The 23,881-nt window shown below is 67.1% G+C and carries 25 protein-coding genes; 17 read left to right on the top strand and 8 right to left on the bottom strand.

Translation table 11 applies throughout. The features are described from left to right. Positions 1 to 48: 48 nt before the first annotated feature. The 4 genes from J5M86_RS14695 (at position 49) to J5M86_RS14680 (ending at position 2,455) form a co-directional block, all read left to right on the top strand. A complete protein-coding gene (locus J5M86_RS14695; RefSeq protein ID WP_188061290.1) occupies positions 49 to 303 on the top strand; it encodes an antitoxin in 255 nt (84 codons plus the stop codon). After that, positions 300 to 728 carry a type II toxin-antitoxin system VapC family toxin gene (locus J5M86_RS14690; RefSeq protein WP_188061289.1) on the top strand — a complete coding sequence of 143 codons (429 nt, stop codon included), beginning with the start codon at positions 300 to 302 and terminating at the stop codon, positions 726 to 728. The genes J5M86_RS14695 and J5M86_RS14690 overlap by 4 nt, the downstream gene beginning before the upstream one ends. Before the next feature lie 66 nt (positions 729 to 794). Beyond that, positions 795 to 1,346, top strand: coding sequence for a hypothetical protein (locus tag J5M86_RS14685; protein ID WP_188061288.1), 552 nt, complete (start codon positions 795 to 797; stop codon positions 1,344 to 1,346). A 170-nt stretch (positions 1,347 to 1,516) separates the two neighbouring features. Then, the gene (locus J5M86_RS14680; protein ID WP_244328380.1) at positions 1,517 to 2,455 is read left to right on the top strand and encodes an N-acetylglucosamine-6-phosphate deacetylase; all 939 of its coding nucleotides are present in this window, start codon (positions 1,517 to 1,519) and stop codon (positions 2,453 to 2,455) included. Position 2,456: 1 nt separating this feature from the next. Here the strand turns inward: J5M86_RS14680 and J5M86_RS14675 are convergent, their stop codons facing one another. Together J5M86_RS14675 and pnuC are read right to left on the bottom strand one after the other, a co-directional pair. Continuing rightward, entirely contained in the window at positions 2,457 to 3,473 is a 1,017-nt protein-coding gene (locus J5M86_RS14675) for an AAA family ATPase (RefSeq protein WP_188061287.1), read from the bottom strand. Next, positions 3,470 to 4,069 (bottom strand): nicotinamide riboside transporter PnuC, encoded by a 600-nt coding sequence (gene pnuC / locus J5M86_RS14670; protein WP_188061286.1) that lies wholly within the window; start codon positions 4,067 to 4,069, stop codon positions 3,470 to 3,472. Before pnuC ends, J5M86_RS14675 begins: the two co-directional genes overlap by 4 nt. A gap of 225 nt (positions 4,070 to 4,294) precedes the next feature. Between pnuC and J5M86_RS14665 the strand changes: the two genes are divergently transcribed. Beyond that, positions 4,295 to 4,801 carry a DUF6328 family protein gene (locus J5M86_RS14665; protein ID WP_188061285.1) on the top strand — a complete coding sequence of 169 codons (507 nt, stop codon included), beginning with the start codon at positions 4,295 to 4,297 and terminating at the stop codon, positions 4,799 to 4,801. 140 nt (positions 4,802 to 4,941) lie between these two features. Here J5M86_RS14665 and J5M86_RS14660 read toward each other — a convergent pair whose 3' ends face one another. After that, positions 4,942 to 7,314 (bottom strand): hypothetical protein, encoded by a 2,373-nt coding sequence (locus J5M86_RS14660; RefSeq protein WP_188061284.1) that lies wholly within the window; start codon positions 7,312 to 7,314, stop codon positions 4,942 to 4,944. Positions 7,315 to 7,467: 153 nt separating this feature from the next. Here J5M86_RS14660 and J5M86_RS14655 point away from each other — a divergent pair, with 153 nt between their 5' ends. The 3 genes from J5M86_RS14655 to J5M86_RS14645 all read left to right on the top strand — a co-directional run bounded on the left by J5M86_RS14655 (position 7,468) and on the right by J5M86_RS14645 (position 10,618). Continuing rightward, positions 7,468 to 7,803, top strand: coding sequence for a rhodanese-like domain-containing protein (locus J5M86_RS14655; RefSeq protein ID WP_188061283.1), 336 nt, complete (start codon positions 7,468 to 7,470; stop codon positions 7,801 to 7,803). Positions 7,804 to 7,895: 92 nt separating this feature from the next. Beyond that, complete coding sequence (locus J5M86_RS14650) at positions 7,896 to 9,224, top strand: MFS transporter (protein WP_188061282.1); 1,329 nt, start codon at positions 7,896 to 7,898, stop codon at positions 9,222 to 9,224. Next, entirely contained in the window at positions 9,221 to 10,618 is a 1,398-nt protein-coding gene (locus J5M86_RS14645) for an aminotransferase class V-fold PLP-dependent enzyme (protein ID WP_188061281.1), read from the top strand. The genes J5M86_RS14650 and J5M86_RS14645 overlap by 4 nt, the downstream gene beginning before the upstream one ends. Before the next feature lie 99 nt (positions 10,619 to 10,717). Here the strand turns inward: J5M86_RS14645 and mgrA are convergent, their stop codons facing one another. Further along, positions 10,718 to 11,761 (bottom strand): L-glyceraldehyde 3-phosphate reductase, encoded by a 1,044-nt coding sequence (gene mgrA, locus J5M86_RS14640; RefSeq protein WP_188061280.1) that lies wholly within the window; start codon positions 11,759 to 11,761, stop codon positions 10,718 to 10,720. 198 nt (positions 11,762 to 11,959) lie between these two features. On the opposite strand from mgrA, the gene thpR reads away from it, so the two are divergent. After that, complete coding sequence (gene thpR / locus J5M86_RS14635; RefSeq protein ID WP_188061279.1) at positions 11,960 to 12,511, top strand: RNA 2',3'-cyclic phosphodiesterase; 552 nt, start codon at positions 11,960 to 11,962, stop codon at positions 12,509 to 12,511. Here the strand turns inward: thpR and J5M86_RS14630 are convergent. Both J5M86_RS14630 and J5M86_RS14625 read right to left on the bottom strand, forming a co-directional pair. Further along, positions 12,472 to 12,957: a tRNA (cytidine(34)-2'-O)-methyltransferase gene (locus J5M86_RS14630; protein WP_188061278.1), complete on the bottom strand. Its 486-nt coding sequence runs from the start codon at positions 12,955 to 12,957 to the stop codon at positions 12,472 to 12,474. The two genes, thpR and J5M86_RS14630, sit on opposite strands and share 40 nt — an antisense overlap. Before the next feature lie 60 nt (positions 12,958 to 13,017). Next, entirely contained in the window at positions 13,018 to 13,515 is a 498-nt protein-coding gene (locus tag J5M86_RS14625; protein ID WP_188061277.1) for a hypothetical protein, read from the bottom strand. A gap of 127 nt (positions 13,516 to 13,642) precedes the next feature. Between J5M86_RS14625 and J5M86_RS14620 the strand changes: the two genes are divergently transcribed. Next, the gene (locus tag J5M86_RS14620; protein WP_188061276.1) at positions 13,643 to 14,434 is read left to right on the top strand and encodes a phosphatidylcholine/phosphatidylserine synthase; all 792 of its coding nucleotides are present in this window, start codon (positions 13,643 to 13,645) and stop codon (positions 14,432 to 14,434) included. Between the two features lie 193 nt (positions 14,435 to 14,627). Here the strand turns inward: J5M86_RS14620 and J5M86_RS14615 are convergent, their stop codons facing one another. Next, the gene (locus tag J5M86_RS14615) at positions 14,628 to 15,653 is read right to left on the bottom strand and encodes a TerC family protein (protein WP_188061275.1); all 1,026 of its coding nucleotides are present in this window, start codon (positions 15,651 to 15,653) and stop codon (positions 14,628 to 14,630) included. A gap of 165 nt (positions 15,654 to 15,818) precedes the next feature. On the opposite strand from J5M86_RS14615, the gene J5M86_RS14610 reads away from it, so the two are divergent. Both J5M86_RS14610 and J5M86_RS14605 read left to right on the top strand, forming a co-directional pair. Continuing rightward, on the top strand, positions 15,819 to 16,298 hold the full coding sequence (locus J5M86_RS14610) for a hypothetical protein (protein WP_188061274.1): 480 nt from the start codon (positions 15,819 to 15,821) through the stop codon (positions 16,296 to 16,298). Beyond that, positions 16,299 to 16,619, top strand: a complete 321-nt coding sequence (locus J5M86_RS14605) for a transcriptional regulator (protein ID WP_188061273.1) — start codon at positions 16,299 to 16,301, stop codon at positions 16,617 to 16,619. Positions 16,620 to 16,838: 219 nt separating this feature from the next. Here J5M86_RS14605 and J5M86_RS14600 read toward each other — a convergent pair whose 3' ends face one another. Continuing rightward, on the bottom strand, positions 16,839 to 17,390 hold the full coding sequence (locus J5M86_RS14600; RefSeq protein WP_188061272.1) for a TIGR00730 family Rossman fold protein: 552 nt from the start codon (positions 17,388 to 17,390) through the stop codon (positions 16,839 to 16,841). A gap of 241 nt (positions 17,391 to 17,631) precedes the next feature. Here J5M86_RS14600 and J5M86_RS14595 point away from each other — a divergent pair, with 241 nt between their 5' ends. Genes J5M86_RS14595 through J5M86_RS14575 form a run of 5 tightly spaced genes read left to right on the top strand, consistent with a single transcriptional unit; the run spans position 17,632 to position 23,877 of the window. Then, positions 17,632 to 19,074, top strand: a complete 1,443-nt coding sequence (locus J5M86_RS14595; RefSeq protein WP_188061271.1) for a cytochrome ubiquinol oxidase subunit I — start codon at positions 17,632 to 17,634, stop codon at positions 19,072 to 19,074. 30 nt (positions 19,075 to 19,104) lie between these two features. Next, positions 19,105 to 20,196, top strand: a complete 1,092-nt coding sequence (cydB, locus tag J5M86_RS14590) for a cytochrome d ubiquinol oxidase subunit II (protein ID WP_188061270.1) — start codon at positions 19,105 to 19,107, stop codon at positions 20,194 to 20,196. Beyond that, positions 20,196 to 21,845: a thiol reductant ABC exporter subunit CydD gene (gene cydD / locus J5M86_RS14585; RefSeq protein WP_188061269.1), complete on the top strand. Its 1,650-nt coding sequence runs from the start codon at positions 20,196 to 20,198 to the stop codon at positions 21,843 to 21,845. The genes cydB and cydD overlap by 1 nt, the downstream gene beginning before the upstream one ends. Continuing rightward, positions 21,842 to 23,497, top strand: a complete 1,656-nt coding sequence (gene cydC / locus J5M86_RS14580) for a thiol reductant ABC exporter subunit CydC (RefSeq protein ID WP_188061268.1) — start codon at positions 21,842 to 21,844, stop codon at positions 23,495 to 23,497. The genes cydD and cydC overlap by 4 nt, the downstream gene beginning before the upstream one ends. Further along, entirely contained in the window at positions 23,494 to 23,877 is a 384-nt protein-coding gene (locus J5M86_RS14575) for a BlaI/MecI/CopY family transcriptional regulator (protein WP_188061267.1), read from the top strand. The genes cydC and J5M86_RS14575 overlap by 4 nt, the downstream gene beginning before the upstream one ends. The last annotated feature ends 4 nt before the right edge of the window (positions 23,878 to 23,881 follow it).

The following is a 23,881-nucleotide window of genomic DNA, read 5'->3' as shown; positions in this document are numbered from 1 at the left end:
CGCCTTGGTTGCATCAGTGCATCAAACAGATGATGCTATGATGCACGAATGGCACGTACCACTGTGACGCTGGAGTCGGACGTCGAGGCGATGATCGCGCGACTGATGGCTGAGCGTGGTATCTCCTTCAAGGAAGCCCTGAACCAGGCGGTTCGTCGCGGACTGTCGTCGGGTGTTCGGGCCGATTTCGTCATGCCCAGCTTCGACATGGGCTCGCCACTCGTCGACCTCACCCACGCCTCGCGTATCGCCGGCGAACTCGAGGACGAGGAAATCGTCCGGGAGTTGCGCGTCGGCCGATGAAGATCGTCGACACGAATGTCCTCTTGTATGCGGTCAATGCCGGATCTGCGCCTCACAGTGCGTGTCGCGCGTGGCTGATCGATGCACTAGAGGGCGCCGAAGGAGTCGGTTTGCCCTGGGTGAGTCTGCTGGGGTTTATCCGCATTTCGACCAACCCGCGGATCTTTGAGCACCCGCTGACATCTGCCCAGGCAACCGACCTCGTTCAGGCCTGGCTTGCACAGCCGAGCGCACTCACGCCCGAGCCGACGCCCCGGCACGCGTCAATCCTGGCTGGCCTCGTGGCGCCGTCAGGCGTCGCCGGAAACCTCACGACCGATGCGCATCTTGCGGCGCTCGCGCTCGAGTACGACGCCGAGGTCGTGACGATGGACCGTGATTTCGAGCGGTTCGGCGTGCGTGTCGTCGTCCCCGGCAGACTCTGAGGCAGTCCGCCGTGCGCGAGGCTGTGGTCACTTCGCGTTGTCGGCGCCGGGTAATAGAAAGTCGGCATGACAAGTGCAACTCTCGACAGTGAGCTCACCGACCCGTTTTACCTTGAGTACGACAAGGGCGGCCGAGCGTGGCTTTCGCGGGCATGGTCCGTGCTGCGTCAGGCCGGCGTCGTACCGGTGACGGTCACCGAGGAGTCGGGCAACTACGTCGATCACTTCGTCACTCTGGCGGCGACTGCGCATGTGGCAAACCTCGTCTTCGCGCAGCACGACGGAGACCTCGCACCGTACGTACTGGTCGGGGATCGACCGTTGCTGACTGAGATCGAGCTCGGCCGCGTCGCAGAGCAGATGGGCGTCTACGCGGAGAGTTGGCCGGAGGAGGTTGGGGATTTGTCCAGGGCCGTCATCGAGGCTCGCGCCCGCCCGGTGGCTCGGAGTCTCGCCGGCGAACTCGGACACAGCCTCCTTTTTGCGGAGCTGTGGGCACGGCGCCTCCCCGACGCCAGCTACCCGCTGAGTAACGACGTCCTCGATGACATCCTGAACTCGCCGACGCCTGACAGTGCAGCTGCGTTCGAGGGACTTGGTGTCTACCTCGCGAGCTGACCGCACCGTCAGCCAGCGTCACGAACTGGGTGTCGGAACGGGAGGTAGAGCTCCCGCTCTGACACCCAACTCACGGGTACACACCCAACTCGGACGGAGGTGCTCACCTCGTGCACATCACCGCAGCCGCGCGACCGCGCCGCGATGCGACACCGCGTAGCGTCGGAGGCGTGAGCATTCCGAAGGACTTCGACGGGCTGATCGACATCCATTGCCACGGAGCAGTGGGCGAGCAGTTCGGAGTGACCGCCGACGGCAGTGCGAAGGCGGCGGCGTACCACCGGTCGCGCGGGTCCGACCGCGTGATCGCGAGTCTGGTCTCCCGCTCCGACGACACCCTGCGACAGCAGGTGCAGACCCTTGCTCCGCTGGTGGCGGACGGCACAATCGCCGGAATCCACCTCGAAGGCCCGTACCTCTCGCACGAGCGCCGCGGTGCCCACGATCCGCAGGCGCTGCGCGATCCCGACCCCGCATTCATCGAACAGCTCGTAGCGCTCGTCGACGCAGCGGGCGTGCCGAATGCCCTGCGGCACATGACTTTTGCACCTGAGCGCGCCGGTTCAGAGGAGTTGATCCGGACGCTCGCCGAGCACGACATCCGTCCCGCGATCGGCCACACCGACGCGTCCGCAGACGTCGTCCGGTGGGCGATCGACCAAGTGAACTCCGCGACCGGACGGCCGGCGCTGATCACGCACCTGTTCAACGGGATGTCGGCCTTCCACCATCGCGCTGGTGGCCCGGCCGCGGCCGCCCTCGCAGCAGCTGCTCGGGGCGAGGCGTACGTCGAACTCATCGGCGACGGCGTCCACCTCAGCGCGGACGTCGTCCGCATGGTCTTCGAGACGATCGGCCCTGATCAGATTGTGTTGGTCTCCGACGCGATGTCGGCCGCCGGCCTGGGTGACGGCAGCTATCGGCTGGGCACGCTCGACGTCGAGGTGCGGGGCGACACGGCCCGATTGGTGGAGGGCGGAGCGATCGCGGGCTCCACCTCGACCCTCGCCGACGTGGTGCGGTGGTGCATCGACGTGGCCGGCATCGACGAGGACGACGCGTTGCGATCAGCGACGACCACTCCCGCCAAGGCCATCGGGCTCGGCTGACTCAGCCCAGCGGGTCGGCGAGGTGCCAACCGCGAGCCAGAAGCGCGTCGATCGCAGCGACCGCGTCGGCCAACCGCTGCGTCCGCGAACCAGGCACCTCGATCCACGGCACACCGGACGCTCGCACCACCTCACGAAACCGCTGCTGCATGTCATGACGCAGGTGCTCACCATCGCGAAGCCCGTCCTGCACGAACGGGATCTCGTCGCCGGACAGCACGTACAGATCGGGCTGCCACGCCTTCGCGCGCGCGACGACGGTCGCGCTCGCGGTGCCGACGTAGCGCTCGTGCCAGATCGTTGTCGCCAGCACGTCGGTGTCGGAGATCATCAACGGGCGAGGTGATTGCCGTATCGCCTCGACCTCCTGCCGCTGATGTTCCACCGCGATGAGGTCGAATTCCTCAGTGCTCCAGGGTGATTCAAGGCCACCCGGGCGGTCGAGCGTCCACTGACGTCCGTACTCCGGCACGACCGGAACCCGGTAGTGGTCGCCGAGCGCGGTGGCGAGCGTCGTCGTCCCGGTGGACTCGGCGCCCAGCACCACCACTCGCCGGCAGAACCATTGCCGTACCGCCGTGGGCAGCGCCCACCACATGCCCGGGACGTCTGCTCGCACGGCTGTGCCCGAGACCGGCGTCGCCACCCGGCCCGGATCGACCTGACACCACTGCGCGTCCAGCCGCCTGGCGAGTTCGGCGCCGTAGTCGTCACTGGTGAAGACGGCGTCCACGGATGTATCGAGCAGACTCTCGATCACCTGCATGTGGGCATCCCACACCGCGGGGCTGTCGTAGTCGACCTGCACCTCGTCCATGCCGGCGACGACATGCACCTCGGGATGCTCGGCTCGGATCCATGCGGCGCGCACGTCCATCGGAATCGACTCCACCGAACTCGCAAGCACCTGCACCGTAACGCGCTCACACGCCGCACTCGCTGCGCGGACCAACTGCTGATGTCCGGCGTGGAAGGGGTAGAACTTTCCGAGCACAATCCCGTGGGCGAAGCGCTTCATGCCGACACCAGGTCGTTGTGCACCGGCTGGGTGGCGTTGGCGTCACCGGCGGCCCGGCGCCACTGCACCAGGCCGATGATGCACATAACCAGGAAGCCGGCGTAGAGCACCGAGGTCAGGTAGAGTCCCTTGTGCGCGTACAGCCAGATGTAGAGGACGTCCGCGGCGATCCACAGCAGCCAGTTGCCGATCCACTTGCGGTTCAACATGATCTGCGCACCCAGGCTGAGGGCCGTGGTGCTGGCGTCGCCCACCGGCACGGTGGAATCTGTGTGGCTGGTCAGCAGTGCGTAGACGACGAAGGTAGCCACGGCGACGAAGGCGAGCACGGCCGCCCACCCCCACGCGGGAGTGCTCCGGACGACCAGTGCGCTGCGGTTCTCACCCCCGTGCAACCACCAGTACCAACCGAGACCGCCGAGCACGAGGTAGACCACCTGGAGCCAGGCGTCCGCGTAGAGCCCGGCCTGCATGAACAGCACCCAGAAGAAGATGTTGTTGGCGATGCCGACGGGGAAGTTCCAGATGTTGCGGCGCACCACCAGCCACACGCACAGCGCGCCGGTGACGAAACCTGCGATCTCAGTCCAGTACATGGCCATCATCTCCTAAGTTGTCGCTACGACAAGAAAAGCGTTTCTCGCTCTCTAATGTCAAGTTGACTAATAAAGGGCCACTGAGGTTCCACGCCACTGTGGAAGGCGCTGCGGGAGGCGAGAGTTACACCGTTGTAGTTTTGTCCACACCTGTGAACAATCCTGTGGATATCTCTGCCCATCCCAGATCCCCCACGGGCCGGTGGCGGCCATTAGGTTGAGCCGATGGAGCGCCACGAGGTCAGTTACGAGCAGGGCGATGAAGAACGCGGCGAGTCGCCCGGTGAACGGCTCGACCGCAACTGGAACGAGCTGCTCCAGGAGCTACGCGTCACCCAGACCGGCATCCAGATCCTCTTCGCGTTCCTGCTGATCCTGCCCTTCCAGGCGCGCTTCGACATCCTCGAAGCCCGACAGCTCGACCTCTACGTTGCGATCATCGGCCTGATCACCGCGGCCACGCTGTGCATCATCAGCCCGGTGATCATCCACCGGCTGTTGTTCCGGCGGCGCGCCAAGGACGTGCTGGTCACCTCGTCCAACTGGCTGGCCGTCATCGGCCTGGTGCTCTTCGGGCTCGCTCTCGTGTGTGCGATCGGACTGATTGTCGATGTCGTGGCCGGCAAGACGGCCGGCTTCGTCGCGGCGGGTCTGTGCGGCGTTGTGATCGTGGCGCTCTGGGTGGTGCTGCCAGCGGTTCTGATCCGCCGAAGCTCCGGCGAATACTCCTGACGCTCAACGGTTGTCGCGCCGCCGCCGACGGGGTGATCAGGCTCGGAAGCCCGTGAGGTTGTTACGCAACCAGCCCATGATGCGCGGCAACTCCGGTTCGATGATCTCCACCCGGCGCGGCGAAGTGCTCCGCAGCTTCGCTAGCCCTGCTCGCCGTCCATGTCGAGCGGGGCCCAGGTGCCGGGGAGGTCCCAGGGCTTGTCCAGCGACGACCACTCGTCCGCGTGCATCGGGTTACCGAAGGTGCCTTGTAGCTGGGCGGGCGCCTGCGGGTACGGCATGAACGAGATGAGCGAGTTGGGCACGAGCGGCCACAGGCGGATGAACGCCGTACGCATCCGCTCCGGCTCCGAGCCGTGATAGAGCTTCATGACGTTGACCGCCTTGGCGAGGGAGCGATCCCGCAGACACGACACGATCAGGTAGTGCAGATCGCGGGGGAGGCCTGCCCCCACCGGGTCGTCGACCATGTGGTCTGCGGCGTAGCCCTCCGGCCGCCAATTGACATGCACCGACACATTGAGCGCAGCCTCCAGCGCCGCGTGGTCGCCCAGGTCGATCTCGCGCAGGTGGCCGCGCTCGACCAGCCGGTGGTAGATCGGCTCCGCGTCCGTGACCCACTCGTTCGCCTGCGCGATGAGTTCCTGCGGCGAGAGCATCACCTCCGCCGCGCTCCACACGGTGAGTTCGTCCTCGCTGAGCCGGGGGAGCGTGCCGGTGTCAGGCGGGATGTAGTAGCTGTGCTGGCCCATCGGCAGCACCACGATCTGGCTCCCCGCCTGCGACACCGGTGAGGTCCACGGGACGGCGGTGGGCAGCGTTTGGTCTTCGTGTTCTTCCGGAGCCGTCTCCTCCGGAACCGGCGCAGATTGTGGAGCCGGTTCAGCTTCCGCAGCTGGCGCAGGTGCCGGAGCCGGGTCGGCAGCGTCCGTCTCGGCGGCGGACGCTTCTGCCGGTTTGTCGGGCTTGCGCGGGTCGCCGAAGCGGGCGATGAAGTCGTCGCTGACGTCATCGTCGTCCCCGGGCGTTCGCACCTTGACCGGATCGCCGAGATCGGGCGCCGCCGCCGCTGGTGGGGTTTCCTGCGGGAGCGGCTCGGCGGCGACTGGAGACGGTGAGGTGTTGGTGGCATCAACCGGCGGGGCCGAAACCGGGTCGTCAACGAGACGGGCAGCGCGAGCCAGCCGTCGCCGTTCGTCCGTGCTGGTGTGGAGTCGCTCGGCTGAGGAGACCTCGTCCATCGGCCGCAGTTCACCGGCGACCTCGTAGGTGACTCGGTTGTGCTCAGGATCGGGCTCGTGATCGAGGTAGGCCACACGCTTGGCGACGAGTCTTTGCACGATCGCGAGAAGGCGGCGCAGACCGGCACTCGTTGCCCCGAAACCGAGGTGATGCGCGGCGTCTAACAACGTGGGCGCGGTAGGTGCATCCCGCCAGACCGCGAATTCTTCGCCTGGGAGTTCGATGAGCTCGGGATTCTTGTACGTGCCCAGCCAGTGTCGTCCGGGCACGTAGGTGTATCCGCCGAGCAGCGCGTCCAAGCGGTGAGTTGCAGCAAACCGGATGATCTCGGCGTCCCCGATGGGCTCGATGACCACGCCAGATTCCATGAGCCGATGGAGTGCAGCGTCCGGGTCGTTCGCGCCGATCTTCGCGGCGTACTTGAGCACCGTCTTGCGATCGAAGCGCAACCGGCCGAGCTTGCTGGCGCCGTGGGCAGCCGTCCAGGTGAGCAGCTCCGCGCGCGGCAAGCGGTGCTCGAAGTGCCCGGTTCGCACAAAGACATCGGTCGAGCCGCTCATCCCGTCGCGTGGACCACCGGCGTACCCGACGGCGAACAACCCGGCGCTGTTGGTGTCGCCATCGGAAGCGACGGTCGAGGGGTCGATCTGCTCGGCGGGCCTGACGACCGGTTCGTCCAGATAGGCGGCTGAGGCGTGGAGCAGGAAACTGACCGCGATCGTGAGGCGGACGCCGACATCTTTGGTGGGCACCCCGCGGTCATCCATCGCCGCAGCGATGGGCTCGATCCGGTGCATCACCACATCGCGCAGGTCGCCGAACCGCGGGCTGTGCACGAACATCTCCCGGACGCCGGTAGTGATCCCGGTTGTCGCGTCACCGGATGCGACGAGTGCGAAGACGCCCTTCCCGCGCAGTTCGGCGCTGACCGTCTGCAATGGAACGAGCCGGTGATGCAACAGGAAGTTTCGTCGGTCGCGGGGATCCATCGCGCAGAAGGTGGTGGCCACACCGTGGCTGCGCAGCTCGCTGAACTGCTGAGCGGTCGGCGGGGGCGCGATTTCGACGCCGGCGACGGTGTACCAGCACAGCGGGAGCATGTCGGCCCCGGTATGCAGGGCCAGCCACAGATGCGCGAGGTCGGGCGGCAGCATGACGTCCCGTGGTCCCCGTCGCACGTGGAACCTGGCCTGCCCGGCCTGCCGAACCCAACCGATCGGACGCCCCAGCGGTACGACTGCTTCGGTGGTCGCGGAGTGCTGCTCGCTCATGAATTCCCCTCGTCGTCACCTTCCCCGCTCATCACGTTAACCACTGCAACAGCGCGCATGGGGCGCCGAACGGCGTCCGATTCGCACCGCATGCGTCGGTGGCCATAGCGCGAGAATGATCGATGGAGCGGCCAGTCGGGCTACTGTCGAAGAATGAGTCGTTTCCCCGATGTGCCGGTCACGGAGCTTTCCGATGACGCCGTCTTCCTCGACATCCGCGAGCAGCACGAGTGGGACGCCGGCCACGCACCGAACGCCGTCCACATCCCGCTCGGCGAACTTCCGATGCGCCTGGACGAGGTGAAGGAGCTGGCTGGCGACGGTCAGTTGATCGTTACTTGCAAGGGCGGCGGACGAGTGCGCCGCACGCTGCCGTCCCTGGCCGAATACGGCATGGACGTCGCCAACCTTGAAGGCGGCATGAAGGCCTGGCACGAGGCCGGCAAGGCGATGCAGTCGTCCGACGGTTCGGAACCAACCGTCGCCTGATCCTCCTCGCGCACAAGTCGCGGACGGCGCGAACAGTGCGGGGCCGGATCGAAACCGCGGACGCGTGCACGCGGCGGTGCTAGCGTCCGGGAATGGCGCCCGAACCTCCGTCGCAGCGCAGCGATGAGCTGCCGCGGTCGACCCGCATCGGGTACGGCCTCGGCTCGGTGGCCACGGGCTCGTTCGGCACCGTGCCCGGTCTCCTGCTCCTGCCCTACCTGACCGATCGCCTCGGCATCGGAGCCGGGCTTGCGGGGCTGATGGTCTTCCTGCCCAAAGCCTGGGACGTCGTCCTCAACCCGATCGCCGGACGCATCAGCGACCGATCCACCCATCCCGCCGGACCTCGCCGCCCTTTCCTGCTGCGCGCCGGACTCCTGCTCGCGGTGCTCTTCGCGATCATGTTCGCCGGGCCGCAGTCACCCACCGCGCTCGCCGGCGGATGGGTGGTCGTCGCCTTCCTCGCATGCGCCAGCGCGTACGCCTTCTTCCAGGTGCCGTACGTCGCGATGCCGGCCGAACTCACCGACAGTTACGACGAGCGCACTCGCCTCATGACGTGGCGGGTGGCGATCCTGGCTCTGGCGATCCTGGTCAGTGGCGGGCTGTCGCCGATGGTGCGGGACGAATTCGGGTACGCCGGCGTCGGGATCTTCGTCGGTGCGCTCATCGCCATCGGTGCGCTCGCCGCGTGGCGCGGCACCGCGTCCGCCCGCATGCACCCCGTCGTCAGCGCCGAAGGATCGTTCACCGAGCAACTGCGCATCGTGCGAGCGAGTAGACCCTTCCGTTTCCTGCTCATCACCTTCGTGATCCAGGCGCTGGCGACCGGCGTGATGCTCGCCGGGGTCGATTACGTGGCGCGAAATGTGTTGCACGACAAGGCGTTGAGCAGCGTGCTCTTCGTCTGCTTCGTCGGCCCTGCGCTGCTGGTCACGCCGCTGTGGCAGCGCTACGCCGAGCGACGCGACAAGCGCAGCGGCTTCCTGATCTCCTCGGTGCTGCTCGGTGGCGGTGCCCTGGCGACCCTGCTCGGCATGCACCTGGGCGCGGTGCCGGCGGCGCTGGCCGTGGCGGTGGTCGGCGTCGGTTACGCCGGAGCGCAGATGTTCCCGATGGCGATGCTGCCGGACGTCGCGGCCGAGGACGCCCGGCGCAGCGGTCAGAACCGCATCGGCGTCTTCACCGGAGTCTGGACCGCCGGCGAGACCCTCGGCCTGGCGCTCGGCCCCTTCGTCTACGCCGCCGTCCTGGCTCTCGGCGGTTATGTCTCCTCGACCGACGGCCTTGCCGCGCAACCAGATTCAGCGGTCACTGCAATCGGGGTGGGCTTCTCGGTGTTGCCGGCGCTGCTGGTCGCAGTCTCGCTGCTCTACCTCATGCGTTACCGCCTCGACCCGCCGACCAGGGAGCAGCGATGAACCGCGACCAGATCCGTGCGCGACTGCGCGAACTGCAGGCGATGGACGTCCCCCGCCACGGTGGCAGCACCTTCGCCTATGTCTACGACTCCGGACGCCCCGACATCGACGCCCTCGGCTTGGAAGCCTTGGCGATGTTCGGCGAATCCAACGGCCTCGACCCCACCGCGTTCCCTTCGTTGCTGGCGATGGAGCGCGATCTGGTCGCGATGGCTGCGTCCTTCACCCAGGCCCCGGACGGTCGTGCTGGCACCGTCACCTCCGGCGGCACCGAATCGATCCTGCTGGCGGTGCAGACCGCTCGCGACGCTCACCCCGAGATCGAGCGTCCGACGATGGTGCTGCCGGCCACCGCGCACGCGGCGTTCCACAAGGCTGCTCACTACTTCGGCGTGCGGCCGGTGGTGGTGCCGGTGCGCGCTGACTTCCGCGCCGACCCCGAAGCGATGGCGGCGGCGATCGACGAATCGACGGTGCTGGTGGTCGGCTCGGCGCCGTCCTATGCGCACGGCGTGGTCGACCCGATCGACGAGCTCGCTTCTGCCGCAATGCACAAGGACGTTCGTATGCACGTGGACGCCTGCATCGGCGGCTGGGTGCTGCCCTTCCTGGACGATGCTCCGGCCTGGGACTTCTCGGTGCCGGGCGTCACCTCGATCAGCGTCGACCTGCACAAGTACGCCTACACACCCAAGGGCGTGTCGGTGCTGCTGCACCGCGATCGCGAGTTGCGACGTCCGCAGTTCTTCGCGTGCGCCGACTGGCCCGGCTACACGATGCTCAACAGCACCACGCAGTCGACGCGTTCGGGCGGACCGACCGCGGCGGCGTGGGCGGTGACCCGGGCGTACGGCCGCGACGGGTATGCCGATCTGGCTCGTAGCGCGCGTGAGGCTGCCCGCCGGTTCATCACCGGACTACCTGCGCCGTTGGAGGTGCTGGGCGGCCCCGATTCGACACTGGTCGCGGTGCACTCCAATGATCCCGAGGTCGACATGCTGGTGGTCGCCGACCAGATGCAACAGCGTGGGCAGTACGTGCAGGTGCAACTGCCGTACGCCGGCGGCCCGGCAAACATGCACCTGTCGATGAGCGCCGCCAGCTTGGCGATCATCGATGACGTCGTGGCTGCGCTCGTCGAATCAGTCGACGCCGCAAGGGAATCGGGCCCAGCAACGGTGGCGCCCGAACTCGCCGAGGCTGCCCGTGCGCTCGACCCGGCGACGCTGACGGACGCCGATTTCGACGGCCTGCTCCAGATCGCCGGGCTCGCGGGCGACTCCGGAGACCTCGCCCTCCCGCAGCAGATGGCGCCGGTCAACGCCCTGCTGGCAGTCGCGTCCCCGGCGTTGCGGGAGCGGCTGCTCATCGCCTTCCTCGACCGACTCTCCTGATCGACCGACTTTCCTCACCGAGTGGCCGGGATATGAACTGGCGGCCGGGCTATAACCCGGCCGCCAGTTCATATCCCGGCCACTCGGTGAGGAAAGTCGTCAGCCGTCGCTGGAGGTTTTCCAGAGGTTGATGCCCGAATCGACGGCGTGCTTGTCGATGGCCTTCAACTCCTCGTCGGTGAACTCCAGGTTGTCGAGCGCGCCGAGGCTGTTCTCCAACTGCTGGACGCTGGAGGCACCGATCAGCGCGGAGGTCACCCGCGGGTCGCGCAGCACCCACGCCAGCGCCATCTGGGCCAGCGACTGATCACGCTTCTTGGCGATGGCGTTGAGCGCGCGGATGTGGGCCAACGTCTCGTCCGAGAGAAGGTTTTCACCGAGCGACTTGCCTTGTGCCGCACGCGAATCGGCCGGCACGCCCTTGAGGTACTTGTCGGTGAGCATGCCCTGGGCCAACGGCGAGAAGGCGATGCAGCCGGTGCCGGTCTCCTCCAGCACGTGCAGCAGGTCTTCCTCGACCCAGCGGTTCAGCATCGAGTAGGACGGCTGGTGGATCAGCAGCGGCGTCCCCATCGAACGCAGGATCTCGACGGCCTCGCGCGTGCGCTCGCCGCTGTAGGAGGAGATGCCGATGTAGAGCGCCTTGCCCGAGCGGACGATGTGGTCGAGGGCGCACATCGTTTCTTCGAGCGGAGTCGTGGGGTCGAAGCGGTGGCTGTAGAAGATGTCGGCGTAGTCGACGCCCATGCGCTGCAGCGACTGGTCGAGCGAGCTGATGAGGTACTTCCGGCTGCCGCCGCCCTGGCCGTACGGGCCGGGCCACATGTCGTACCCGGCCTTCGACGACAGGATCAACTCGTCGCGGTAGCGCTTGAAGTCCTGGGCGAAGATCGTGCCGAAGTTGCGCTCGGCGCTGCCGTACGGCGGGCCGTAGTTGTTGGCGAGGTCGAAGTGCGTGACACCGAGGTCGAACGCGCGGCGCAGCGTGGCGCGCTGGTTGTCGAGGGTGAAGTCGTCCCCGAAGTTGTGCCAGAGCCCGAGCGAGATCGCGGGCAGATCAAGGCCCGACGTGCCGGTGCGGCGGTAGGGCATCGAGTCGTAGCGGGAGCGCAGGGCCTTGTAGTCGTCCACGTGCATCGTCATGGCTCCATCATGGCGCTCGCCGTCCCTTCGGTGGTGGCGCGTGCACAACTCGCGGACGCCGCGAACACAGCTCGCGAGTGGACGCTTCCGCGAACGCTGCTCGCGCCGTCCGCGAGTTCGGCCGCCGGGGGTGGGAGCTGTTCGGGGGGTCTACCCGCGGTGAGTGGGAGTCGTCCGCGAACAGGAGAAGATGGACGCATGGCCGGACAACGGATGTTCGTGGCGGTCGTGCCGCCGGACGATGTGAAAGAAGAGTTGAGCGACTTCCTCGAACCACGCGGCGGCATGCCGTGGATCGACCCCGAGCAGTGGCATCTGACGCTGGCTTTCCTGCCGAGCGTGCACGAGCGTGACCTGGACGAACTCATCGAGGCGCTGGTCCGGGTGGCGCAGCGGCACGAACCCTTCGACCTCTCCCTCGCCGGCGCCGGCGCTTTCCCCGACGCGTTGTCGGCGAAGCTGCTCTGGATGGCCCCGGCAGCCGACCTCGGCGCGCTGGCTTCGGGCGTCCGGAATGCCTGCAACAGTGCGGGAGCGACGCCGGACGGGCAGCGTTTTGTCGGTCACCTCACGATCGCCCGGCTGCATCGCGGGATGGACGCCCGCAAATGGCTGCAGGTGCTCGACACCTTCCGCAGCGACCCGTGGACGGTCACCGAGATCGAACTCGTCGCCTCACATCTGCGCGAAGGTCCGAGCGGCCGGCCGCGCTACGAAACGGTGGCGTCGGTGGCGCTCGGCACGCGGTAGTCCCGCTGGCGCCAGGCTTCGTAGACCGCGATCGCGACGGTGTTGCTGAGGTTGAGCGAACGGCGTCCCGGCAGCATCGGCAGCCGCAGTCGGTCGGTGATGCGTGGGTGGTCCAGCACTTCTGCCGGCAACCCGTCGGCCTCGCGTCCGAAGAGCAGGACGTCCCCGTCCTCGTAGGCGACCTGTGAGAAGACCGTCTCGCCGTGCCCGGTGAAGGCGAAGACGCGCTGCCCGGGCAAGCCGTCGAAGCAGTCGTCCAGGGACGGATGGACGCTCACTTTCGCGAGGTCGTGATAGTCGAGTCCGGCCCGGCGCAGTTGGGCATCGGCGAGGGTGAAGCCGAGCGGTTCGACCAGGTGAAGGTGCACCGGCGTGCAGGCGGCCAACCGGATGGAGTTGCCGGTGTTGGGCGGGATCTGGGGCTCGAAGAGCACGACGTGTTGCACCTGCGCATTCTGCCCGAGCTTGGACGCAGCGGGTGGGCTGCGTCGCCCGGTTCTGGGTGGTCAGTGGGAGTCAGAACCGCCGCTCGGCGTCCCAACCGCTGCGTCGGTGTCGTGGGCAGAGCCCTCGGCGGCAGCCTGCTCGGCGCGCTTGGCCATGACCTTCTTGCGCAGTCCGATCACTGCAGCGGTGGCGGTGACACACACGTACGTGCCGAAGATCGCCCACACGTGCCACGGGACGTTGTGCGTGGCGACCACGAGATAGATGTCGGGCGCGAGAAATGCGGCGACGGTCAGTGCGCCGAATCGGTGCGCCCGCTTGGAGTTGCCGTCGACGAGCGCCCCGACCAACTCGAACGAACCCCAGGCGTAGAGCAGCGAGAAGACCGCGATGTAGGCGACGTAGACCCAGCCGTTGATGCCGTACTGGCCGAAGATCTTGATCATCACCAGCGTGTAGATGACGTCGTAACCGACATTGGCGAGGATCCACGGCGCCTTGAACTTGCGCCGGTTGTCCGGGCGCAAGATGTGCTTGGCACGGTCGATCAGGCGCATCCGCCCACCGTAGGGCCCCGGTGGTCTCGGTGAGCGCCACTTCGGACGGTTGCACGTCTGCCGGACTGCCTCGCCCCTCTTGGTCGGATCGGATCGGCTGCACGCTACGTCCGGAGTACGGTGAGCCATGCCCTCGCCCCTTCGCAGTTGGACCACGACGCGAGCGTGGGGCATCCACATCTTCACCAGCCTCGGCGTCGTCTGCGCCTTCCTGACGATCGTCGCGAGCGCCCTCGGACGTCCGCGCGAGGCGCTGCTGTGGCTCATGGTGGCCCAGATCGTCGACGGCATCGACGGTCCCATGGCCCGTGGCGCCAAGGTGAAGGAAGCCGTCCCCGTGCTCAGCGGCCACGTGCTCGACCTCGTCGTCGACTTCTGCACCTGTGTCTTTGCGCCGGTCTACTTCGCGTGGGAGTTCAACCTGCTGCCGCAGCCGTGGGAAATCCCGATCCTGTGCCTGGTGTTGGTGACCTCGGTGCTGTGGTTCTCGCGGGAGGACATCGAAACCCGCGACCTGTGGTTCCGCGGTTTCCCGACCGCCTGGAACCTTGTCTTCACGCTCTTCTGGGTGGTGCACCTGCCCGATTGGGTCATCGTGGTCACCTCGTTGGCGCTGTGCGGGTTGACGGTGACGCCGTGGATGAAGCTGCCGCACGTCATGGGCGCGGCGCAGTTCAAGGCCGTGACCGTCTCGTTCAGCGCGGTCGGGGTGGCCGCCATCACCTGGCTGATCATCGACAAGGACACCTCCGCCCGGCCCGTACTCCTCGGGGTCATCGGGCTCTGGATGCTCTATTACTGGGGCATCGGACTCTGGCGCAGCCTGCAGGGCGACGAGATCTGGCCCGATCCTGACGCCGACGCATCGGACGCGTCCGCCGACGTTGCTGCTTCGTCGGCAGCAACCGAGCGCGGCTGACTCGTCCCTTTCGGCGTCCGGCCACCTGCCTGGCCCGGCGTCCGGCCGTCCGTCCACTCGTCCACCTCACTCGTAAACGCGGCGGTTGTTCACGGACGCGGCGGTTGCAGCTACCGCGTCTGTGAACAGGGGCCGCGTTTGGTGCCGGAAGGGCCGCGTTTGTGCTGCGGTCGGGAGGTTGGACGAGCGCCGGTCAGATGTTGGCGCCCTCGTCGATGCGGTCGTCGTTCTCGAGACGCTTCGAAGGCCCGGACTTCTCCTGCCGGCCGGAGGCGGCCAGCGAAGCGATGACCGTGATGGCCAGGACGCCGACGATGATGCCCAGCGATGCGCCGGTGGAGAGTTCGATGACGTCGACCGGTTCGCCGTTGTTGATGAAGGGCAAGGAGTTCTTGTGCAGGGCGTGCAGCATCAGCTTCACGCCGATCACGCCGAGGATGACGGCCAGGCCGTAGCTGAGGTAGATGAGCCGGTCGAGCAGTTCGTCGATCAGGAAGTAGAGCTGGCGCAGGCCGAGCAGGCTGAACGCTGTGGCGGTGAAGACGATGTACGGCTCCTCGGTCAGGCCGTAGATCGCCGGAATCGCGTCGAGGGCGAAGAGGATGTCGGTGCCGCCGATGACGATCATCACCAGCAGCATCGGGGTCATCACGCGCCGGCCGTTGATGCGGGTGAAGAGCTTGTCGCCGTCGTACTCGTCGCTGGCCTTGAAGAACTTCTTGGCGATGCGGCTGACGATGTTGTCGGCGTCGTGCTCGTCGGTGCCCTCCGGCTTGAGCATGTGGCCGGCCGTCACGAGCAACACCAGACCGAAGAAGTAGAACGTCCACGAGAAGGTGTTGATCATCGCTGCGCCCAGGAAGACGAAGGCTGCGCGGGCGACCAGCGCGATCGCGATGCCCACCAGCAGCACCTTCTGCTGATAGGCGCGCGGCACCTTGAAACTGCCGATGATCACCAGGAAGACGAACAGGTTGTCGACGCTCAGCGCCTTCTCGGTGATGTAGCCGGCGAAGTAGTCGGTGCCGTGGCCGCTGCCCGCCACGAACCACAGCCCTGCGCCGAACAGCAGGGCCACCCCGACATAGAGCGCCGACCAGGTGGCCGATTCCTTCAGTGTGGGCTCGTGTGCCTGGCGGACGTGGAAGAAGAAGTCGAACAGCAGCAGGCCGATGATGCCGGCGATCGTGAGAATCCAGACGAGCGAGGTGACGTTCAAGCGGGGTCCTTGGGGTGGGGGCGGGCCTCGGGTGATGGTCGGTTCAACGAACGGCACGCCGTGCGCGATCCGTGACCTGGCTCACGGATGCACGGCCGCGCGGATGCGTGGATGCGCGGATCACTTTCTCTTTCCGAAAGGGAAAGTGTGTGGTAGCTTTCCGGTATGGAAACCAACGAGAACGCATACGACCCCACCGCGGCACTCGACGACGTCCAGCGCACTCGCTCTTCGTTGGGCGACCGTGCGGCAGCTCCCTGGTACTACTACCCGGTGCACGGTTTGTGCACCGCAGCCATCGTGGGCTCCACGGCCCTCGTGGAGTCGTCCATCGTCCGCATCGGCCTCATCCTGCTGGCTGCCATGGTGCTCGGCGCGCTGGTCGCGGCGTACCAGAAGGCGACCGGTCTGTGGGTCGTGTACGGCACCAGCACCGGACGGTCGAAGGTCATCTGGACCACGTACGGCCTGTTCATCCTCGCGCTGGTCGGTGGCGCCTTCGCCGTACAGGCATGGGGCCCGACGTGGCTGGGCTGGGTGCTCACTGCCGCGGCGTTCATCTCCTCGATCATCTGTGGACGGTTCATCGAGCCCGCCCTGCGCCAGGACATCGCCGACGGTCGCACCTCACCGAAGGCCAAGTGAATGGCTACGTCTCTCGAGCCTCGCTTCGACGAGGTGATCCATGCGCCCAATCGCCTGCGGATCTGCGTGATGGTTTCGGCCGTCGACTCCATGGAGTTCGGAGCCCTGCGCGACGAACTGCACGTGGCCGACTCGGTGCTCTCCAAACAACTGAAGGTGTTGTCGGACGCCGGCTACGTCAGTCTCGACAAGCCCAAGGGGCGCGGCGGCAAGATGCGCACCTGGGTCAAGATCACCCCGGACGGCCGCGCCGCCCTCGGCGCCCATCTGGCCGAACTCCAGCGCCTGGCCGCACTCGCGGCCAACCCGAGCGGCACCTGACAGGCGGACGCGTCCTGAGCCGGACGTCCGAAGCAGCCCCGCCGTCGACCTCGCCACCCGGCCGGTGACATACGCAAACGCGGCCCTTCTTCACAAACGCGGTAGCTGCAACTGCCGCGGCTGCCAAGAAGGGCCGCGTTTGCTGCTGGAACTGCCGCGTTTGTGGCGCGGGTGGGCGTCAATAGCGGGCCGCGTTTGCTGCTGGAACTGCCGCGTTTGCTACGGCGCCAGGAGGGCGGAAATCACGGCGGGGATGGTCGACTCGACCACCAGGTCGTCCAAGGTCTCCGTCGCGATGAAGTCGTTCGACACCATGGCCTGCAGCGCGGTCAGCGTGGGCTGCCAGAAGCCGTTGACGTCCAGTAGGCCGACCTTCTTGTCGTGATATCCGAGCGTCCGCCAGGTCCACACTTCGAAGATCTCCTCGAGGGTGCCAAGGCCCCCGGGCAGGCCGAGGAAAGCGTCCGCGTAATTCGACATCAGCGCCTTGCGTTCATGCATCGTGTCGACGACGTGCAATTCGGTGATGTCGTGACGGCCCCATTCGCGGTCGACCATCGACTGCGGAATCACCCCGATCACTTCGCCGCCGGCGTCCAGGGCGCCGCTGGAGACTGCGCCCATGAGCCCGCTGCCACCGCCGCCGTAGACCAGGCCGATGTCATGGGAGGCGAGCCAGTGCCCGACGTCGTAGGCCGCCTTGCGCAGTGAATCGTCGATCCCGTCGCGAGCGGCACAGAAGACGGCGATACGGCGCTGCGGTGGAGTCATCCGCGCATTCTCGCAAGGGAAGCGGGCTGCCGGGCCACGGACGCAGGTGAGGTCGCGGGGCCGGACGAACGACTCAGGTGCACAAGGCGGGAAGGCGGTCGATCGACGCCGTCAGAACACGGCGTGGTGACGCACATCACGGACGCTTGTTCAGGACTACGTGACGCGTAGTACTAGCAGGAGTAGTATCTGCTTCGTGGCATGACCGTGCCGCTCCGTATTGACTTCAGGAGACCCACCCGTGGAAGCGCTTGATCTGGCGAGATGGCAGTTCGCCATCACGACCGTCTACCACTTCTGGTTCGTGCCGATCACCATCGGTATGTCTGCCGTCGTCGCCGGATTCCACACCGCGTGGTTGCGCACCCGCAACCCCGAGTGGATGCGCCTGGCGAAGTTCTTCGGCAAGCTTTTCACCATCAACTTCGCGCTCGGTCTGGTGACCGGAATTGTGCAGGAGTTCCAGTTCGGCATGAACTGGTCGGCCTACAGCCGCTTCGTCGGCGACATCTTCGGTGCGCCGCTGGCCTTCGAAGCCCTGCTCGCCTTCTTCATGGAGTCGACCTTCCTCGGCCTGTGGATCTTCGGTTGGGGACGTATCCCCGAGAAGCTGCACGTGATGGCCATCTGGCTCGTGCACATCGGCACCGTGCTGTCGGCCTACTTCATCCTCGCCGCCAACTCCTTCATGCAGAACCCCGTCGGCTTCCGCTACGACGAGGTCAAGAACCGCGCGGTCCTCACCGACTTCGTCGCCGTGCTCACCAACGAGGTGCAACTGGTCACCTTCCCGCACGTGGTCAGCGCCGCCTACATGACCGGTGGCGCGATGGTCATGGGTGTTGCGCTCTGGAAGCTGATGAAGGGCCGCGTCGAGGCCGACCGCGGCATGTATCGCAAGGGTGCCCGCGTCGGCGCCTGGGTGACGCTGGTCGCGTCCGTCGGCATGCTCATCTCCGGTGACGTGCAGGGCAAGATCATGACCGACGTCCAGCCGATGAAGATGGCGGCCGCGGAGGCGCTCTACACCACCGAACAACCCGCCAGCTTCTCGATCTTCACCATCGGCACGCTCGACGGCGAAGAGGAGAAGTTCGCCGTCACCGTGCCCAAACTGCTCTCGTTCCTTGCCACCGGCAGCATGGACGGCAAGGTGCAGGGCATCAACGACCTGAAGAACGAACTCCCGCAGGCCATCGCCGCACGCGCCGATCAACTCGGCATCCCCAAGCACTACGTCGACCCGGCCAGTTACACCCCCAACATCCCCGGCTCCTACTGGTCCTTCCGCTTCATGATCGGGCTGGGCATGTTCGCGATGGCTGGCGCGCTCCTGGTGCTGTGGCGGACGCGTAAGGGCGGCACGCCGCACGGCAAGCTCTTCGCCTGGATCGCGATCCTCACGCCGCTGGCGCCCGTCTTCGCCAACAGCTTCGGCTGGATCTTCACCGAGATCGGCCGCCAGCCCTGGCTGGTGTACGGCGTCATGACCACTGAGACCGGTCTGTCGACGGCGGCCTCCGTCACCGACGTCGCGATCTCGCTCGCGGTCTACACACTGCTCTACGGAGCACTCGCGGTGGTCGAGGTGAAGCTCTTCCTCGACTACATCCGGAAGGGCGCCGAGCCCTTCGAGGAGCCGAAGATGCTCAAGGACGACGACCAACTGGCATTCGCCTACTGATCCGGCGACTGCGAAAAGGACTGACTGACAATGTCTCTCGAAACGCTCTGGTTCATCATCATCGGCGTCCTGTGGACGGGCTACTTCGTGCTCGAAGGGTTCGACTTCGGGGTCGGCATGTCATTGCCGTTCCTCGGCAAGGGCAAGAACGCCGAAGAGTCCGACAAGCGCAAGCGTGTGCTGCTCACCACGATCGGCCCCTTCTGGGACGGCAACGAGGTGTGGCTGCTGACCGCTGGTGGCGCGACCTTCGCAGCCTTCCCGGCCTGGTACGGCACGATGTTCAGCGGCTTCTACCTGGCGCTGCTGCTCATCCTGGTGGCGCTCATCGTGCGCAACATGGGCTTCGAATACCGCCACAAGCGCGACAGCGACGCCTGGCGCAAGGGCTGGGATCTCTGCATCATCATCGGCTCGCTGCTGCCGCCGCTGCTGTTCGGTGTGGCGCTGACCAACCTCGTCCGTGGCGTGCCCATCACGCAGGACTCCCTCCAGGAGTTCATCTACACCGGATCGCTGTTCACGCTGCTCAACCCGATGTCGCTGCTGGGTGGCCTGGTCTTCGTCGGCCTCTCGCTCACGCACGGCATGCACTTCATCGCGCTGAAGACGACCGGTGAGATCCGCCAGGAGGCCAACGCCTTCGCCACCAAGGCCGGTCTGGTCACCGCCGTCCTGGCTGTTGCCCTGCTGCTCTGGGTCGGCCTGACCACCGGCACGACCGGTTCGTGGATCACCACGGTGCTGGCCGCGGTCTCGCTGCTCGCCGCGATCTTCTTCAACACCAAGGGTGCCGAGGGCAAGGCCTTCATCGGCACGACGCTCACCTGGGCGCTGGCCGTGGCCACCTACTTCCTGGCGCTCTTCCCGGCGGTCATGCCGAGCAGCACCTCCTCCAAGTACGACCTGACGGTCACCAACGCCGCCAGCTCGCACCTCACGCTGCAGATCATGACCGGCGCCGCGCTGGTCTTCACCCCGATCGCCCTGGCGTACACCGCCTGGAACTACTGGGTGTTCCGCAAGCGCATCTCGGTCGAGCACATCCCGCCGGCGATCGACCCGCTCAAGGGCGCGGGCGACCACGGCAATGACAAGAACAAGGAGCAGGTGGACGCCTGATGAAGCCGTTCGACCCCCGGCTGGTCCGTGATGTGCCAGAGACCCGGGTGCCCGTGGTGGCGCTCGGTGTCCTGGGCGGGCTGTCGGGGGTCGCGGCAATCTCCGGAGCGTTCGCCATCGCCGCGCTGGTCGTGGCGGTGGTGCGCGCACAGTCCTTGTTCGGCCCGGCGCTCGCGGTCGCGATCGTGTTCGCCGTCCGGGGTCTGCTCTCGCTGATCACCGAACAGGTCGCCTCCTGGGCGGCCACCCGCATCTCCGGCGCGCTGCGTCGTGACTACCTCGCCCGTGCGCTCTCCTCGACTGCTGACGAGCGGCCCGACACCGCTGCGGTCATGACCGTCGCGACGCACGGTGCATCGTCGGTCGAGCCGTACGTCGCCCGCTACCTGCCCGCGCTCATCGCCGCCGGTGTGGTGCCGCCCCTGGCGGTGCTCTGCTTGTTCTTCGTCGACTGGAGCAGCGCGGTCATCGTCATCCTCACCCTGCCGTTGCTGCCGCTCTTCGCGGCGCTGATCGGCAAGTACACCCAGGCCGCCACCGAGCGCCGGTGGAACACCCAGACCCGGCTCGCGGGTCATTTCCTGGACGTCATGCGCGGCCTGCCGACGCTCGTCTCCTACGGTCGGGCGCACCGTCAGGCCGACCAGGTGGACGAGGTGGGCAACCGTCACCGACTCGCAACCGTCGGCACCCTGCGCATCGCGTTCATGAGTTCGGCCGCCCTCGAACTGCTGGCCACTATCTCGGTGGCGATCGTCGCCGTCTGGACCGGTATGCGCCTGGCCTGGGACGAGCTCGATCTCGGCATCGCCCTCACCGCGATCCTGCTCGCGCCGGAGGCCTACTGGCCGGTCCGCCGCGTCGGTCAGGAGTTCCACGCCGCCGCCGACGGTGTCGAGGCGATCGACGCGCTGCTGCCCAAGCCCCCGGCCGAGCAGGAGTCTTCGGTCGTTGAGCAGGGACGCCCGGTGGTTGAGCAAGGACGAGGCGTTAGCCGAGGAGTGTCTGTCGAAACCCCGGAGCAACTCACGAAAACCCTTGCCGCGGAACGGGTCTCCTATCGCTACCCGGGCAGTGATCGCGATGTGCTCCAGGGCGTCTCCCTGCATGTCGCCGAAGGTCTCACCGTGATCGCCGGCCCATCGGGCTGTGGCAAAACCACGCTGCTCGAGCTGCTCGCCGGGCTGCGCACGCCGACGTCCGGCACCATCACTCGCCCCTCCACCCATCTGGTCTCGCAGATGCCGTTCATCGCGCCGATGACTGTGCGCGACAACCTGCTGCTCGGCGCCCCCGCCGCGCGCGGGTCGTCCGACGCACTGGCGAATGCCATGGCCACCACCGGCTTCGACCAGGTCGTCGCCACGCTTCCGCTCGGTCTCGACACCCCGCTCGGCGACGAAGGCTTCGGCCTCTCGGCCGGTCAGCGAGCCCGCCTCGTGCTCACCCGCGCGTGGTTGAGCGAAGCCGAAGTGGTGCTGCTGGACGAACCGACCGCCCACCTCGACCCCCTGGCTGCGCAGGAGGTGCGCGACACGATCGCGGCTCTGGCGGCCCGACGGACGGTGGTCGTGGTCTCGCACGACGATGCGCTCGTCGAGCGGGCTGGCCGCGTGTTCACCGACTTCGCCCAGGCGGTGGCGCGATGAGCAAGCAACCGTTCCGGGCGTTGACCCCGCGCATCGGCTGGGCCGGGTTCATCGGCGGCTTGGCCGTCGGCTGCGGTGTCTTCCTCACCGCGACTTCGGGCTGGTTGATCGTGCAGGCCAGCACCCACCCGGTCATCCTCACCCTGCTCACCGCCGTGGTCGGCGTCCGCGCGTTCGGTATGGGGCGGCCGGCGTTCCGGTACGCCGAGCGGGTCATCTCCCACGACGCCGCGCTCGACACCTTGCGACAGCGGCGCACCCAGACCTATCGCGCCCTGATTCCGCTCACTCCTGCGCGTCTCGGCCGCCGTCGGCGGGCCGATCTGCTCACCGGTGTCGTGCGCGACCTCGATGACGAGGTCGACCTCCAGGTGCGCACCGCGGTGCCGCTGGTGGCCACTGCGGTCGCGACGACCGCGGTGATCTTCGTGGCCTTCCTGATCAACGTCACGGCCGCGGTCGTGCTGATCGTGTTCGCCGCGGTCGCGATCCTGGTCGGCGCGCTCGACCACGCCCTCGAACGCCGTGGCCAGGCCGATGCACTCGAGGCCCGCTCGCGCATGCAACGCGCCGCCCACCTTGTGGCCGCCAACGCCGGTGAACTCCGCGCGATCGGTGCCGCCGACGAGTGTTTGCGGTGGGTCGACGAGGCACAACGCGATCTGCAGGACGCCACCCGTCGGCAGGCCCGCGGACGCGCCATCGGGATGGGGCTGTCATTGGTGTTCACCGGTGTCGCCACCGTCGTGCTGGCCTACCTGCTCTTCGACCCGCTGCGCCGCGGCGAGATCGATGCCCCTGTGACGGCGATGCTCGTCTTCATGCCGCTCGCCCTCGGCGACGTGCTCGGGCTGATCCCCGATGCGGTCGGCGCGTTGGCACGCGGCCGAGCGGCCCAGCGCCGGCTGCACGCGCTGCTCGACCAGACTCCGGCCGTGGCCGACAACGCCCACGACTGCGCGTCCGGCCTCGCGCCCAGACTCGAATTGCGCGGGGTCAGCGCCTCCTGGACCGGCGACGACGAGCACCTCACCCCCACCGAGCTCGTGGTCGAACCCGGCGAACACATCACGATCGTCGGCGACAACGGCACCGGCAAATCGACCCTGCTCGCGGTGCTCGCCCGCCACCTCGACCCCGCGTCCGGCTCCTACCTCGTGGGCGGGCGCGACGTGCGCAGCCTGTCGGCCGACAGCGTCCGCGAGTTGTTCGCGGTGGTCGACGACGACCCTCACCTCTTCGTCGGCACGGTGCGCGCCAACCTCTTGCTCGCTCGCCCCGACGCCGACGACCACGACATCGCCGCTGCCCTCGTGCAGGCGGGCCTCGGTCGCTGGTTGGCCGGTCTGCCGGACGGTCTCGACACCGATCTGGGCGACGGCAACCGCGGCGTCTCCGGCGGCGAACGCGCTCGCCTCGGCATCGCCCGCGCCGTGCTGTCGCGGCGCCCGATCGTGCTGCTCGACGAACCCGTCGCACACCTCGACACCCCCACCGCGCGCGCCGTGCTGGACGACCTGCACGCCGCGACGGCCGGCTCGACGGTGTTGCTCGTTGCACATCAAGCCGTGGGCACTGCAGGGGCGCATCGAATCGTTAAGTCGTCGCAAGCCCGCTCTTTCGAGCCAGCACTCTCAGGACGGACACCATGAATCGTGAAAACACTTCCGCCACCGGTCTCGGCGACTTGGAGCGCGCGATCATGGACGTCCTCTGGACGGCCGACGGGCCGATGATCGTCCGCGAGATCTCCGAACGGCTGGAAGCCACCGACGGCAAGAAGCGGGCCTACACGACCGTGATGACGGTGGCCGACCGCCTGGCCAAGAAGGGCCTCACCGAGCGCGAACGCGATGGTCGGGCTTGGCGCTACTCGGCCGCTGCATCCCGCGAGGAGCTCACCGCACAGGCGCTGCGCGAAACCCTCGCCGACTGGGGTGGCTCGGGTGAGTCGGAAGCGGTGCTGCACTTCCTGAAGGATCTTCCCGCCGGTGACGTCGCCCGGGTGAAGGCTGCTCTCGACTCTCTCTGAGGAG

The organism is Yimella sp. cx-51, assembly GCF_017654605.1.
Lineage (GTDB): Bacteria > Actinomycetota > Actinomycetes > Actinomycetales > Dermatophilaceae > Yimella.
This window is presented reverse-complemented; position numbering and strand designations above follow the sequence as displayed.

Bases quoted from the DNA above. Each gene is read 5' to 3' on its own strand.
- J5M86_RS14695 (WP_188061290.1), top strand. From the start codon at position 49: ATGGCACGTACCACTGTGACGCTGGAGTCGGACGTCGAGGCGATGATC.
- J5M86_RS14690 (WP_188061289.1), top strand. From the start codon at position 300: ATGAAGATCGTCGACACGAATGTCCTCTTGTATGCGGTCAATGCCGGA.
- J5M86_RS14685 (WP_188061288.1), top strand. From the start codon at position 795: ATGACAAGTGCAACTCTCGACAGTGAGCTCACCGACCCGTTTTACCTT.
- J5M86_RS14675 (WP_188061287.1), bottom strand. From the start codon at position 3,473: ATGAAGCGCTTCGCCCACGGGATTGTGCTCGGAAAGTTCTACCCCTTC.
- pnuC (WP_188061286.1), bottom strand. From the start codon at position 4,069: ATGTACTGGACTGAGATCGCAGGTTTCGTCACCGGCGCGCTGTGCGTG.
- J5M86_RS14665 (WP_188061285.1), top strand. From the start codon at position 4,295: ATGGAGCGCCACGAGGTCAGTTACGAGCAGGGCGATGAAGAACGCGGC.
- J5M86_RS14660 (WP_188061284.1), bottom strand. From the start codon at position 7,314: ATGAGCGAGCAGCACTCCGCGACCACCGAAGCAGTCGTACCGCTGGGG.
- J5M86_RS14655 (WP_188061283.1), top strand. From the start codon at position 7,468: ATGAGTCGTTTCCCCGATGTGCCGGTCACGGAGCTTTCCGATGACGCC.
- J5M86_RS14650 (WP_188061282.1), top strand. From the start codon at position 7,896: ATGGCGCCCGAACCTCCGTCGCAGCGCAGCGATGAGCTGCCGCGGTCG.
- J5M86_RS14645 (WP_188061281.1), top strand. From the start codon at position 9,221: ATGAACCGCGACCAGATCCGTGCGCGACTGCGCGAACTGCAGGCGATG.
- mgrA (WP_188061280.1), bottom strand. From the start codon at position 11,761: ATGACGATGCACGTGGACGACTACAAGGCCCTGCGCTCCCGCTACGAC.
- thpR (WP_188061279.1), top strand. From the start codon at position 11,960: ATGGCCGGACAACGGATGTTCGTGGCGGTCGTGCCGCCGGACGATGTG.
- J5M86_RS14625 (WP_188061277.1), bottom strand. From the start codon at position 13,515: ATGCGCCTGATCGACCGTGCCAAGCACATCTTGCGCCCGGACAACCGG.
- J5M86_RS14620 (WP_188061276.1), top strand. From the start codon at position 13,643: ATGCCCTCGCCCCTTCGCAGTTGGACCACGACGCGAGCGTGGGGCATC.
- J5M86_RS14610 (WP_188061274.1), top strand. From the start codon at position 15,819: ATGGAAACCAACGAGAACGCATACGACCCCACCGCGGCACTCGACGAC.
- J5M86_RS14605 (WP_188061273.1), top strand. From the start codon at position 16,299: ATGGCTACGTCTCTCGAGCCTCGCTTCGACGAGGTGATCCATGCGCCC.
- J5M86_RS14600 (WP_188061272.1), bottom strand. From the start codon at position 17,390: ATGACTCCACCGCAGCGCCGTATCGCCGTCTTCTGTGCCGCTCGCGAC.
- cydB (WP_188061270.1), top strand. From the start codon at position 19,105: ATGTCTCTCGAAACGCTCTGGTTCATCATCATCGGCGTCCTGTGGACG.
- cydD (WP_188061269.1), top strand. From the start codon at position 20,196: ATGAAGCCGTTCGACCCCCGGCTGGTCCGTGATGTGCCAGAGACCCGG.
- cydC (WP_188061268.1), top strand. From the start codon at position 21,842: ATGAGCAAGCAACCGTTCCGGGCGTTGACCCCGCGCATCGGCTGGGCC.
- J5M86_RS14575 (WP_188061267.1), top strand. From the start codon at position 23,494: ATGAATCGTGAAAACACTTCCGCCACCGGTCTCGGCGACTTGGAGCGC.